The following is a 13565-nucleotide window of genomic DNA, read 5'->3' as shown; positions in this document are numbered from 1 at the left end:
CGCGCCGTGATCGGCCGCCAGATCGGCGATGCGCCGAAAGGGGGTGATCCCTCCGACACGGACGATGTTCGGCTGCACGACCTGGGCGGCGCCGGCGCGGAGGAAGTCCGCGAACCGATACTCGGTGTGCAGGTTCTCGCCCACCGCGATCGGCACGTCGATGCGCCGCGCGAGCTCGGTGTGCCCGGCCAGATCGTCGGCGCGCAGCGGCTCTTCGATCCACGTCAGGTCGAACGCCGACAGCGCCTCGATGGATCGGGTCGCCCGGTCGAGGTCCCACCGCTGGTTCGCGTCGATCATGAGCCGCCGGTCGGGTCCGAGAACCTCGCGCACGGCGCCAAGGCGGTCCAGGTCCTCCCGGAGATCGGGCTTGCCCACTTTGATCTTGACGGCGTCGTAGCCGACCTCGATCCAGCGCCCGACCTGCGCCAGGAGTTCGTCGAGCGGATAGTGCAGGTTCACCCCGCTGCCGTAGACCTCCACGGAGTCGCGCCGGCGGCCGAGGACAGTTGTCAGCGGCGCGTCCGCAGCGCGCGCCGCCGCATCCCACAGCGCCAGATCCAGCCCCGCCATCGCGATCGTCGTGATGCCGCCGCCGCCCGCCTCGTGCAGGTGCTGCCACAGCGGGAGCCACACGACCTCGGCGCCCGCGTCTCGGCCGACCGCCCATGCGGCGATGTCGTGCTGGAGCAGTGCGAGCACGGCCTCGGCTCCGATCTGCGGGGTCCATGAGAACCCGTATCCGGTCACCCCGTCGCTGCGCGTGACCGTCGTCGCGATCACGCCGACGGCGGTGACATCCTGCGCCCACGGCCGGGTCAGCGGCACGCGGATCAGCCGGGCCTCGAGGCGCTCGATCGTCGCGAAGGAGCTCATGGCATCGGCCTCACAGCAGCGAGCGCCCGTTGGCCAGGATCTCGGCGAGGCGCTCCTCCTGCGCCGGAGTCGGATCCACGAGCGGCGCGCGCACGGCGCCCACCGGCATCCCGCCGAGACGCAGTCCTGCCTTGATCAACGAGACGCCGAAGCCGGGCGTCTCGTCCCGCAGCCGCACGAGCGGCAGGTAGAACCCGTCGAGGATCTCGAGGCGTCGCGGCTCGTCGCCGTCGGCATACGCGCGGTAGTACGCGTTCGCGACCTCGGGGATCATCGCGAACGCCGCGGATGAATACAGCGGGATGCCGATGCCGCGATATCCGGCCTGCGTCAGCTCCGCGGTGAGAAGCCCGTTGAAGAACGCGAAGTCGTCGCGTCCGCTCTCGGCCACGGCTCGCACGATCTGCTGCGCGAGCCCGATGTCGCCGTGGCCGTCCTTGAACCCCACGACCTTCGGGTTCTGTGCGAGGCGGCGCACGGAATCCACGCTGTACTGCGCCGTGCCGCGGTGGTAGATCACCACGGGAAGAGCGGATGCCGCGGCGATCGCCTCGACGTAGGCGACGAGCCCGGCCTGCGGGCCGCCCACGAGGTAGGGCGGGAGCACAAGAAGGGCGTCCGCTCCGGCATCCGCCGCCGACCGGGCGAGGTCGGTCGCGTGCCCCAGCGGGCCGCCGGTGCCGGCTACGACCGGAACCCTGCCGCCCACCGCGTCGACGGTGGTTCGCACCACCGACTCCACCTCGGCGGCAGAGAGCGCATGGAATTCGCCCGTGCCGCACGCGGGGAACACTCCCCCGGGGCGATGCGCCATCGTCGAGGTCACATGCTCACGCAGCAGGTCGAGGTCGACGCGACCGCGCGGATCGAAGGGCGTCACGGGAAAGAAGAGGATGCCGTCGAAGTTCATGACTTCTCCCGTGGTCTGGGGCCGGGCGAGCCGGAGTGGTGTGCGCGGCGGGGATGAGCGTCGAGCTCGTCGCGCCAGGTGTGTCGCGGCGCCCAGCCGAGCAGCCGCTTCGCCTTCGCGTTCGAGAAGGCCGGCGTCGTGCCGGTGAGGACGGATGCCTCGGCGGTCGTCCCGGGAACGTACTGGGGCAGCAGCTCCGCGAGGGGCCTGCGGGCGAGGGCGTCGTCGGCACCGACGAAGAAGACCTCGCCATTGGGGATGTCGGTCATCGCGGTCAGCAGAACGTCGACGAAGGTCGCGACATCGCGGGCGTCCACGTAGTTGAAGAGGGCCGGTGCCGAGAGCGCCGGATCGTCGAGCCGTTCAGCGACCGTGTGGCCCTGCTGGGTCGGCGCGCCCGCCCATTCCTCAGGGGCGATCACGTAGCAGGGGCGGAAGGCCGCGAAGCGGGTGGCGTCTCCGGTCTGGCGGTGCAGCATCCGCATGGTCTGCTCGGCGAGCAGCTTCGACAGCGCGTAGGCGTTCCAGGGCGCGGTCGGCGTCTGCTCGTCGATCGGCAGCCGGTCGATCGACCATCCCGCGGGGGCGCCGTAGCCGATAACGGTCGGGCTCGACGCGGTCACGATCCGGCTGATCCCGGCTTCGACGCCCGCGGTCATGGTGTTGAGCGCGAGCGCGGCGTTGGTGCGCAGGATCACGTCTTCGGGAGCGCTGAAGGGCACGGCGATCGCGGCGAGGTGGATCAGGGCATCGGCTTCCGCACCGGCGACAGCGTCCCGGGCGGCCGCAGCATCGGTGAGGTCGACGGCGACCTGGCCGACGCCGCGGAGCTCCGGGGCGTCCGACACGGCGCGATCCAGCGAAACCACCGCGTGGCCGCGCTCGACGAGGCCGGTCACGAGGCTGCGGCCGAGGCGGCCCGCCCCGCCGGTGACGACGATGCGCGTCACGGCGTCCGCTGGGCCAGCAGGTCGATGCCGAGGTCGGCCACCTGCACCGGCTGCCCGGTCTCGAGGGAGATGTTGCCGGCAATCCCGACCGCGATCGAGCGCACACCGTCGCGCCAGTCGGCGGGACGCGCCAGCGGATCGTCGGACGGCCCGACGAAGACGTCGGAGAGCAGCAGCGCGTCGCCGCCGCCGTGACCGCCGGCCGTGCCGCCGATCTCGATCTCGACCGGCGCCTCCCAATGCCGCTGGAGGAGCAGTCGCTCACCCTCGGGGCGCAGCGATCCTGACGATCCGGCATCCGTCGCGCTCGGGTCGAGCACGGGATGCAGACCCTCGTCTTCGAGCACCGCACCCCGTTCGATCACGTCCAGTTCGACGCGACCCTTCGTGCCGTTGACGGCGACCCGGTAGCCCTCCCACGGCGAGTGCGCGTTGAGCGAGTAGCTGAGCGTGGCTCCGGAGGCGTAGTCGACGACGAGGGCGAGGTTGTCCTCGATCGTGATGCCGTCGGAGAAGACATCGAGGTCGCGCACGTAGCCGTCGTGCTGCTCGGCGTCGAGATAGAGCGCGGCGAGCCGGTCGTCGGCGCGCAGGTCGAGCTCGAACGCGTCGTGAGCACCTTCATGGGTGCCGCGCGAGGGGCGCTGGCCCAGTCCGCGCGCCGCCGCGTTGTCGGCCCCGTAGAAGCGCAGCCCGCCGGACGCATAGACCCGCCGCGGCTCGCTGTGGATCCACCAGTTCACGAGGTCGAAGTGGTGGCTGGCTTTGTGCACGAGCAGCCCACCGGAGTTCTTCTTCTCGCGGTGCCACCGACGGAAGTAGTCGGCGCCGTGCTTGGTGTCCAGCATCCATGAGAAGTCGATCGAGGTGACCTCGCCGATGAGGCCGTCCTGGATCACCTGGCGCAGCGCGCTGTTGCGCGGCGAGTACCGGTAGTTGAAGGTGACGACGACCTGGCGCCCGGTGCGCTCGATGGCCTCCTCGATGCGACGAGCGCTCGGTGCGTCGATCGTGAGCGGCTTCTCGACGACGACGTCGGCGCCGGCATCCAGGGCGCGCACGATGAGCTCGGCATGCAGGTCGTCGCGTGCCGTCACGATGACCCGGTCGATCCCCAGCGACGTGATCATCTGCTCGAGCCGGTCGGGATGCCAGACCTCGGGCACATCGCCACCCGCGGCCGCCAGCTCGTCGACGTACAGCGCCGCACGGACCGGATTCGGCTCGCAGATCGCGACGAGGGTGGCGCGGTCGGCGAATGGGCCGGCGATCGCGTTCACGTACAGCGAGGCCCGGGAGCCTGCTCCGACGACGGCGTAGCGCTCGGTCATGTGCGTCTTTTCTCCTTCAGGAAACGTTTTCTCAGGCTATCACAGACATGGCTGGATGCCGCGGCTTCAGCCGCCGGCCGGCCCCGTGCTCTCGCGCACCTCGAGTGAAGGCAGCAGCGTCAGCGGGGCGCCGACCGTGCCGTCGGTCAGTAGCTGATCCATCGCCCGCCAGGCGCGGGTTCCGATCTCGCCCGCGGGCACGGACGCGGTGGTGAGCGGCGGCGAGGTGTAGCGCGCGAACGGGATGTCGTCGAACCCGGCTATCGAGAGGTCGTCCGGCACGCGCACCCCCCGTCGCTCGACGGTGCTCATCAGGCCCATGGCGACCAGATCGTTGAAAGCGAGCGCGGCCGTCGCGCCGCTTCGCAGCACCGCATCGGCCGCCTGTGCGCCGCTGTCGAAGTCGACGCCGCACGGGACCTCGTCGATCGTGACGTCGGGGTGATCCCGCCGGAAGTCGGCGATCGCCGCCAGCCGCGAGGCGTTCGACGCACTGCGACTGATACCCGCCAGATACAGCAGGCGGCGATGTCCGAGCTCGTAGACGTGGTCCACCAGTGACCGGAGGGCCGCCCGGTAGTCGGCGCGGACGACGGGAACCGGCACCTCCGACTCCCGGTTGACCAGCACGACCGGCGCGACCAGGAGCAGCAGGGCGTCGAGCTGGTCCTGCGGCATGCGCGGCGCGCACAGGATGAGACCGTCCGTGCGGCGGCGGGCCTCGATGGACAGCACGCGCTCTTCGGCGACGACCTCCGCCGAGTCGGCGATGAGCACGTGGTACCCGTCCCGACCGGCTGCCGCATTGAGCCCGCGCAGGATCTCCTGGAACGTCGGGTTGCCGAGGTCGGGAACCACCACCGCAATGGTCTGCGTCCGGCCGAGCACCAGGCTGCGCGCCAGGGGGCTCGCGGTGTACTGCAGCTCAGCGGCCGCCGCCTGCACCCGCTCGGCGAGCACCGGATCGACCGTGGGATTGCCGTTGAGAGCCCGCGAGACGGTCGACAGCGACACCCCGGCGCGCGCGGCGACATCGGCGATCGTGACACCCTTCGGCGGTCGCGGCATTCCGGCTCCTCCCCGACGCAGTCGCGTCGGCCGGCATCAGCCTACCGGGTGAGGAAACGTTTCCTGCGGCGCGACCGGGCGGATGCCCGACGCGGCTGCCCCGCGGAAAACCGCGCCTAGCGGACCGGCGGCGTGCTGCCCCGCACGATGACCTCGAGCGGGGCGGTCGGCTGCGCGGCATCCCATTCCGGCTCGATGGCGGCGTGCAGGGCGCGGTAGCCCAGATCCTCCAGCGGCACGCGGACCGTGGTCAGCCCCGGCCGGATGTCGCGTCCGGTCGCGATGTCGTCGAAGCCGGCCACCGCGACATCGCCGCCGACGGTGCGACCGGCATCCCGGATCGCCGACATGATCCCGATGGCGACGACGTCGCTGATGCCGAAGACGACGGTTCCGGACGGGAGGTCGCGGGCGACGAGGTCCTCGGCAGCGGCGTAGCCGGCGTCTCGCGTGAACGCCCCGCGAAGCACCTCGCGGATCGTTCCGCCGCCGGAGGTGAAGCCCTCGGTGAAGCCCGCGATGCGGTCGTCGGACGTGCGGATTCCCTCGGCGGCACCGATGACCACGGCTTCGCGGTATCCGAGGCCGGCGAGCTCTGCACCGAGCGCACGCGACCCGCCGCGGTTGTCGATGGTGACCGAGCGGATGTCGCCCCCGACGGGGCCGAGCGCGACGACCCGGCCGCCCATCCCGGCGAATGCGTCCAGCTCGGTCTGCAGTCCCGCCGCGTCCGGTCCGTCGGGGCGGGACGCCGCGAGGATGAGGCCACGAGGACGCTGACCGCGCAGCGCCCGCACGAGCCGGACCTCGCGCTGCGGGTCGCGTTCGGTGATCGCGATGGTGACGATGAGCCCGGCCTCATCGGCGCCCCGCGCCACACCGGACGCCAGCTGCCCGAAGTACGGGTCGGCGATGTCGGCGACCAGCAGGGCGATGATTCCGGATGTGCCGCGCGCGGTCGCCTGCGCGGACAGGTTCGCGGTGTAGCCCAGCTGCTCGGCAGCGGCCTCGACACGCTCGCGATAGCTCTCCGCCACCTTGCGCGTCGACCCGTTCAGCACGCGGGAGGCCGTGGCGAGTGAAACGCCGGCGGCCCGTGCGACGTCGTCGAGTGTGGCCGCGCCTCGGGTCGGCGCAGGGGCGGATTCGCTCACACGCGAGAGTCTAGGGGCGCTCGCAGGGAGGGGCTGACGGCCTGGCCGAAGGTCTCCGCAGTGCGGCGGACGACGTCGGGCGCGGCATCCGCCCAGATGTCCTCATTGAAGATCTCGACCTCGATGTCGCGCCCATAGCCGGTGGCCTCGACGGCGGCGGTCAGGGTCGCGAGGTCGATCACGCCGTCGCCCGGGTAGTGGCGCGAGAGCAGCACATCGGCGGGCAGCGGCGTCTTCCAGTCACAGACCTGGTACGTGGCGATGCGGCCCTCCCGGCCGGCACGGGCGATCTGCGCCAGCACGTCGGGGTCCCACCAGATGTGGAACGTGTCGACGGTCGCCCCGACCACGGCCGGGTCGAAGTCTGCCGCGATGTCGAGCGCCTGTCCGAGGGTCGAGACGACGCAGCGGTCGGAGGCGTACATCGGATGCAGGGGCTCGATGGCCAGCGTGACACCCGCGGCAGCGGCATCCGGAGCCAGTTCGCCGATCGCGTCGCGCACGCGCTCGCGCGCGCCGAGCAGGTCGCGGGAGCCCTCGGGAAGGCCGCCGGCGACCAGCACCAGGATCGCCGTGGAGCCTTCGGCGCCCGCGGCGGCGAGGGTCGCGGCCTCTTCGATCGCCACGCGGTTGTCGTCGATCGACGCGCGGCGGGCGGGGCCCTCGGGCATGGTGAAGAAGCCGGCGCGACAGTGGGTCGTGAAGCGCAGGCCGGAGTCGGTGAGCAGCTTTGCGGCGTTCGCGAGTCCGACCTCCTGGACCGGCTCGCGCCACAGGCCGATCGCCTGGACGCCGGCGTCGGCGGTCACGCGCAGCGCGGTCGCGAGATCGGAGTGTTTGATCGTCGCCTGGTTGATGGACAGGCGCGGGTCGGGGACGGTCATGCGGAGACTCCGTTCACGCGCAGCATGCCGTGCCAGCGCTCGGCGGCGAGCTCGGGCTGCTCGAGGGCATTCGAGGCGTTCGCGAGTTCGACGATGCGCGACAGGTGCGGAAGGCTCCTGGCCGAGTGCAGCCCGCCGACCATCTGGAACGCCCTCTGGTGGCCGTTCAGCCACGCGAGGAATGCGACGCCGGTCTTGTAGTAGAACGTCGGTGCGGCGAACACCTGGCGGCTGAGCTCCTCGGTGGGGCCGAGCAGCTCGAGGTAGCGATCCGGGTCGCCGGCATCGAGCGCCTGGATCGCCGCCGAGGCGACCGGGGTGATTGCGGCGAAGGCGCCGAGCAGGGCATCGGAGTGCCCCTCACCCTGCCCGACCGTGTCGCCGCCGATGAGGCCGACGTAGTTGAAGTCGTCGCCGGTGAACATGCGCACTCCGCCGGGCAGGCGCTCGCGCACCGAGACCTCCGCGTCGGCGTCCAGCAGGCTCATCTTGACGCCCGCGACCTTGTCGGTGTTCTCGCCGATGACCTCCAGCAGCACATCCGACGCCGCCTGCCATGCCGGGTCGCCGAAGTAGCCCGCCAGCAGCGGGTCGAACGCCGTGCCGAGCCAGTGCAGCACCACCGGCGTGGTGGCCGCACCGAGCACCTCGCGGTACACGCGGCGGTAGTCGTCCGCGGATGATGCGGCCCGGGCCAGGTGCCGCGAAGCCATCAGCACCGGACCCGCGCCCTGCTCCTCGGTGAAGTGCAGCTGCTCCTTGTAGGCGTCGATGACCTCGTCGACCGAGATCAGCTCGCTGTCGATGTGATCGGTGTTGACGCCGACCACGACCGAGCCGCCCTCCTCGCGCGCGACCTCGGCGCTGCGGGCGATCAGCTCACGTGTCGCCGCGGCGTCCAGGCCCATGTTGCGCTGCGCGGTGTCCATCGCATCGGCCACGCCGAGGCCCCACGAGTACACCGATCGGCGGAACGCGAGCGTCGCGTCCCAGTCGATGTCGGCGGGCCGGCCCGGGGTGTTGTCGGCCCAGACCTTCGGCACCACGTGTGCGGCGGCGTACGCGACGCGGCTGCGCAGCGGGGCGGCGGGCTTCGTGAACGACGGCGCGTCGGCGAGCGGCACGGATGCCGTCACGCCGTCGGCCGCAAGGAGGGTGAGGTCGGTCATGGCGCTCAGTCCAGCGAGAGTGCGCGCAGCTCGACCTTGCGGCCTTCGCGGCTGGACTGCAGGCCGGCCTCGGCCAGCAGAACGCCGCGCGCTCCGGAGAGCAGGTCGAATTCGTAGTCGGTGCCCTCGACATAGGAGGTGAGGAACTCCTCCCACTGCTGGCGGAACCCGTTCTGGAACACCTCGTTGGTCGGCACGCCGATCCAGTCGGCGTCGTAGTCGTGACTGTCTTCGAGATCGGGATTCCACACCGGCTTGGGCGTGGCGTTGCGCGGCTGGATCTTCGCGCCGAAGAGTCCGACGACGGCCGAGCCGTGCGTGCCGTCGACGTGGAACTCGACCAGCTCGTCGCGGTTCACCCGCACTGTCCAGCTGGAGTTGATCTGGGCGATCGCTCCGCCCTCGAGCTCGAAGATGCCGTATGCCGCGTCTTCGGCGGTGGCAGCGTACGGCTCGCCCTTCTCGTCCCAGCGGGTCGGGATGTGGGTGGACGCCTGGGCGTAGACGGTCTCGACCTTGCCGAAGAGGTTCTCCAGCACGTAGTTCCAGTGGGGGAACATGTCGACGATGATGCCGCCGCCGTCTTCGACCCGGTAGTTCCAGCTCGGGCGCTGCGCGGGCTGCCAGTCGCCCTCGAAGACCCAGTAGCCGAACTCGCCGCGCACGCTGAGGATGCGGCCGAAGAAGCCCGAGTCGATGAGGCGCTTGAGCTTCTGCAGGCCGGGCAGGTAGAGCTTGTCGTGCACGACTCCGGTCTTCACGCCCGCGGCGGCGGCGAGGTTGGCCAGTTCGAGGGCCTCCTCGACCGTCTCGGCGGTGGGCTTCTCGGTGTAGATCGTCTTGCCGGCGGCGATCGCCTTGCGCAGCGCGGTGGCGCGGGCCTTCGTCACGAGGAAGTCGGCGTAGATCTCCCAGCGCGGGTCGGCCAGCGCGGCATCCAGATCGCTGGTGTAGTCCTCGATGCCGTGCTTCGCGGCGAGCTCGGCGAGCTTCGCCTCGCTACGGCCGACGAGGATCGGCTTCACGGTGACGCGCGTGCCGTCGGACAGTTCGATGCCGCCCTGGTCGCGGATCGCGAGGATCGAGCGGACGAGATGCTGACGGTACCCCATGCGGCCCGACGCGCCGTTCATGATGATGCCGATCTCGCGGACCTGCGGACGGGGATCGGATGCCGCGGCCGGGGCCGCGGCGAGGGTCGTCGTCTCTGACATCGTCGTTCTGCTCTCTCTGAGGTTTCGGTGGAGTGGTGAAGACAGTGGTGGTGGGTAAGCGCTTTCCCTAGTGTGCCACGATACGGGGGCGGCGCGCAAGCGCTCTCTCTGAGGTGGCGTGGCTCACGGGCTCATTCCAGCCGGATAGCGGCCCACGACACGGCCGGAAGAGTGACCCGCAGCGCCCGGCCCTCGACACGCGCGTCGGATGCCGTCGGCACGACCCGTTCGGGATGCTCGAGTGTGTTCGCAGCGTAGATGTCGTCGTCGGCGAGCAGGTGCGACTCGACGACCGCAAGGCCCGGCGCGACGGATGACAGATCGATCTCCACCGGGACTGCGGCATCCTGAGATCGGTTGACCAGGAAGACGCTCACGCCCGCGTCGTCGGTCGTGGCGACCGCGTTGACCGACGAGACCTGCCCGAACCGCGAACTGGGAAAGGCCGGCGAGTCCACCTCCAGTCGCACGGCCTGAGCGCCGGCCAGTCGCGACGTGATCGAGAACGGGAAGAACGTCGTCTGCCGCCAGGTGGGTCCGCCCGGCTCGGTCATGATCGGCGCGATCACGTTGACGAGCTGGGCGAGGGATGCCGAGCGGACGCGGTCGGAGTGCTGGAGGAGGGTGACGAGCAGGTCGCCGAATACGACGGCATCCAGGACGTGATACTGGTCCTCGAGCTGTCGCGGCGCCACCGGCCACTCGTCGGGACCGTAGGTGACCGCCTGCTCCTCCCACCGGGAGAGGTACCAGACGTTCCACTCGTCGAAGGAGATCATGATGCGCTTGTCGCTCTTGCGAGCGGCCGCTACCGCGTCGGCGGTGGCCACCACGCTCTCGATGAACTTCTGCATGTCGACGGCGGACGCCAGAAACTCCTGCGCGTCGCCATCGCGCTCCTGGTAGTACGCGTGGCACGAGATGAAGTCGACGTCGTCGAAGGTGTGCTCGAGCACCTCCCGCTCCCACGCGCCGAACGTCGGCATGCTTCGGGCCGACGATCCGCACACGACGAGCTGGATGGAGGGGTCGAGCTGGCGCATCCCCTTCGCCGTACGAGATGCCAGCTTGCCGTAGTCCGAGGCGTTGCGGTGGCCGAGCTGCCACCACCCGTCCATCTCGTTGCCCAGGCACCACACCTTCACGCCGAAGGGCTCCGACCGCCCGTTGGCCGCACGCTCGTCGGTGAGCGCGGTGCGGACCGACGTGTTCGAGTATTCGAGGAGGTCCAACGCTTCCTGCGTTCCCCGAGTGCCCAGGTTGACGGCGAGCATGAGCTCGCTGCCGACCTTGTCGAGCCAGGACTGGAACTCGTGCAGCCCCACCGCGTTGGTCTCGGTGGCGTGCCATGCCAGGTCGAGCCGGCGGGGCCGGCGGTCGACCGGACCGATGCCGTCCTCCCAGCGGTACCCCGACACGAAGTTGCCGCCCGGATAGCGGATCGTCGACACTCCGAGCTCCTTGACGAGCTCGATCACGTCGGTGCGGAAGCCTTCGGCGTCCGCCGACGGATGCCCCGGCTCGAAGATGCCGTCGTAGATGTGCCGCCCGAGGTGCTCGACGAACCCGCCGAAGATGCGCCGGTCGATGATCGAGATCTCGGACCGCGGATCGAGGTGGGCGCGGGCGGTGCTCACAGAGGTGCTCCTTCGAGGCGGGTTCGTCGGGCTGTGCCCGCACGGCTGACGGGTGCGAACGCGAACAGCACGCCCTGAGGGTCCAACACCCTCCGGCCGACGCGCGCGCCGGTTTCGGCGTCCGCCCCGTCGATGAACACTTCGGCGGGCGAATCGCCGTGGTTGATGACGGTGACCAGGTCGCCGCGGTGGGCGGCCTCGACCTGAGCCGGAAGGCCGGGCAGGACGGGTCGCACCCCGGATGCCGCGACCACCGCGCCGACGATGGCGTCGAGTCCGTCGGCATCGGGCAGGGTCGCCAGGTACCAGGCCTCGCCGCCGCCGGCACGATTGCGGGTCGCCGCGGGCCACCCCGCGGCGAGCCCGTCGGTGAAGGTCGCGACGATCTCAGCCTCGACCGGATGAACGGCTTCGGCCACAAGGCGGCCCGAGAACGAGCCGTCGCCGAGGCGGAAGGTCGCGCTTCCGGCGCCGGTCGAGTCGCGGGCGCCCTGCGCTCCGACGCCGCTGCCGCCCGTGCTCGGGCCGCCGAGCGCCCCGAAGTCCTCGAACCGCACGCCGAGCGTCGGGCCGAGCTGGGTGAGGAAGCCGCCGGCGCGGAAATGGTCGTCGCTGTCGACGACATCGGTGAACGGCCCGGTGAGCAGAGTGCCGCCGTCCCGGACGAAGCGGGTCAGTGCGGCCGCGCCCTCATCGCGCAGCAGGTAGAGCGCGGGCGCGAGCACCAGGTCGTAACCGTCGTCGATGCGCTCGGGGGCGACGATGTCGACCATGAGCCCACGCCTGTGCAGTGCGCCGTACCACTCCAGTACGACAGCGAGATAGTCGACCTCGACAGGATGATCGCGCTCCTCGATCGCCCACCAGTTCTCCCAGTCGAAGACCAGCGCGACTCGCGCGTCGCGACCCGGTGGGGGGAGCGGCGGCAGCGCGGCCAGGCGCGCACCCAGATCGGTGACCGCCTCCCAGATGCGCGTCTGCGTGCCCGCATGCGGGAGCATCGCGGAGTGGAACTTCTCGCTGCCGGCGCGCGACTGCCGCCACTGGAAGAACATGATCCCGTCGGCACCGCGCGCGATCGACTGCGCGGTCTCGGCCATGAGCTGCCCCGGAGCCTTGCCGGGATTCGCCGGTCGCCAGTTGACGGCATCCGTCGCCTGCTCCCAGAGCAGCCACGGCACTCCCGGCTTCAACGAGCGCATGAGGTCGCGTTGGAAGGCGGCATCCCGGACGCGGTGCGGGTTGCGGGGATCGGGATAGCAGTCGTCGGCGATCACGTCCATGAACGGCGCCCACTTGCTGTAGTCACCGGGCTTGAACGGACCCATGAAGTTGGTGGTGATGGGCTGCGTCGCACCGGCCGCCTGCAGGATCTCGCGCTCCATCAGGTAGCACTCGAGGAGCATGTCCGAGGTGAATCGACGGAAGTCGAGCATCGAGGCCGGGTTGTGGCTGTAGGGTGCGAGACGCGGGGGGAAGATCTGGTCGAAGTCTCCGTAGCGCTGCGACCAGAAGCTGGTCCCCCACGCCTCGTTGAGGGCGTCGATCGATCCGTGACGCCGGTGGAGCCACACGCGGTAGGCATCGCGCGCGGCATCCGAGAAGTCCATCCACAGGTGGCAGCCGAACTCGTTGCCGACGTGCCACATCACCACCGCGGGGTGGTCGACGTAGCGCTCCGCGATGCGACGCACGAGCTCTCCGGCGAGGCGGCGGTACGTCGGCGATGACGGGGCGAAGTGCTGGCGGCTTCCCGGCCAGTAGGACGCACCGCTCTGGTCGGCGGGAAGCGTTTCGGGATAGGTCGCGCTGACCCACGGCGGCGGGGAGGCGGTCGCGGTCGCGAGGTTGACCGAGATGCCGCCGGCGTGGAGCTTCTCGATCACCCGGTCGAGCCAGCCGAAGTCCCACACGTCCTCGGCGGGCTGGATGCGCGACCACGCGAAGATGCCCAGGCTGACGATGTTCACGCCCGCTTCGCGCATGAGACGGATGTCCTCGTCCCAGACCTCCTCCGGCCACTGGTCGGGGTTGTAGTCGGCGCCGTACAGCACTCGGATCGCTCCTCGGTCGGTCGAAGTAGGAAGGGGCGGTCAGCCGTTGCGGCGTCGGCGCGCGGGAATCGCGACCACCGCGAGGGCGGCGCAGCCGAGCGCGGGGATCACCAGGGGCACGAGGACCCAGGTGAGGACGCACACGAGGGCCGCGGCGGCGGCGAGGAAGAGCATGCCTCGCAGATCGGCGACGAGCGCGGCGGGCGCGTTGCGCAGGGCGGCGCGCCAGCCCGCTTCGCGGCTCCAGCCGCCGGCAGCGGAGAGCAGCACGACTGCGACGACGGCGAGCCCCACCCATCCGACGACCGCGATCGCGGT

At 70.6% G+C, this 13565-nt stretch carries 11 protein-coding genes and 1 pseudogene; all 12 read right to left on the bottom strand.

All coding sequences use genetic code 11. The features are described 5' to 3' along the window. Positions 1-876: mandelate racemase/muconate lactonizing enzyme family protein (locus tag VFX99_RS09205; protein WP_329666000.1), on the bottom strand; the 876-nt coding region annotated here is incomplete at its 3' end. Positions 877-886: 10 nt separating this feature from the next. Next, positions 887-1786: a 5-dehydro-4-deoxyglucarate dehydratase gene (locus VFX99_RS09200; RefSeq protein ID WP_329665999.1), complete on the bottom strand. Its 900-nt coding sequence runs from the start codon at positions 1784-1786 to the stop codon at positions 887-889. Then, positions 1783-2736: an NAD(P)-dependent oxidoreductase gene (locus VFX99_RS09195; RefSeq protein ID WP_329665998.1), complete on the bottom strand. Its 954-nt coding sequence runs from the start codon at positions 2734-2736 to the stop codon at positions 1783-1785. The genes VFX99_RS09200 and VFX99_RS09195 overlap by 4 nt, the downstream gene beginning before the upstream one ends. After that, complete coding sequence (locus VFX99_RS09190) at positions 2733-4067, bottom strand: Gfo/Idh/MocA family oxidoreductase (RefSeq protein ID WP_329665997.1); 1335 nt, start codon at positions 4065-4067, stop codon at positions 2733-2735. The genes VFX99_RS09195 and VFX99_RS09190 overlap by 4 nt, the downstream gene beginning before the upstream one ends. A gap of 66 nt (positions 4068-4133) precedes the next feature. Then, complete coding sequence (locus VFX99_RS09185) at positions 4134-5135, bottom strand: LacI family DNA-binding transcriptional regulator (protein WP_329665996.1); 1002 nt, start codon at positions 5133-5135, stop codon at positions 4134-4136. Between the two features lie 116 nt (positions 5136-5251). After that, positions 5252-6289: a LacI family DNA-binding transcriptional regulator gene (locus tag VFX99_RS09180; RefSeq protein WP_329665995.1), complete on the bottom strand. Its 1038-nt coding sequence runs from the start codon at positions 6287-6289 to the stop codon at positions 5252-5254. Continuing rightward, positions 6286-7173, bottom strand: a complete 888-nt coding sequence (locus VFX99_RS09175; protein ID WP_329665994.1) for a sugar phosphate isomerase/epimerase family protein — start codon at positions 7171-7173, stop codon at positions 6286-6288. The genes VFX99_RS09180 and VFX99_RS09175 overlap by 4 nt, the downstream gene beginning before the upstream one ends. After that, a complete protein-coding gene (locus tag VFX99_RS09170) occupies positions 7170-8342 on the bottom strand; it encodes a dihydrodipicolinate synthase family protein (protein ID WP_329665993.1) in 1173 nt (390 codons plus the stop codon). The genes VFX99_RS09175 and VFX99_RS09170 overlap by 4 nt, the downstream gene beginning before the upstream one ends. A 5-nt stretch (positions 8343-8347) precedes the next feature. Then, a complete protein-coding gene (locus VFX99_RS09165; protein WP_329665992.1) occupies positions 8348-9556 on the bottom strand; it encodes a Gfo/Idh/MocA family oxidoreductase in 1209 nt (402 codons plus the stop codon). A gap of 131 nt (positions 9557-9687) precedes the next feature. Further along, positions 9688-11193, bottom strand: a complete 1506-nt coding sequence (locus VFX99_RS09160) for an alpha-N-arabinofuranosidase (protein ID WP_329665991.1) — start codon at positions 11191-11193, stop codon at positions 9688-9690. After that, the gene (locus tag VFX99_RS09155) at positions 11190-13247 is read right to left on the bottom strand and encodes a beta-galactosidase (RefSeq protein WP_329665990.1); all 2058 of its coding nucleotides are present in this window, start codon (positions 13245-13247) and stop codon (positions 11190-11192) included. Before VFX99_RS09155 ends, VFX99_RS09160 begins: the two co-directional genes overlap by 4 nt. A gap of 39 nt (positions 13248-13286) precedes the next feature. Then, a pseudogene (locus tag VFX99_RS09150) lies at positions 13287-13565 on the bottom strand (hypothetical protein); the annotation flags it as partial.

It is taken from the genome of Microbacterium sp. (assembly GCF_036277215.1).
GTDB lineage: Bacteria > Actinomycetota > Actinomycetes > Actinomycetales > Microbacteriaceae > Microbacterium.
This window is presented reverse-complemented; position numbering and strand designations above follow the sequence as displayed.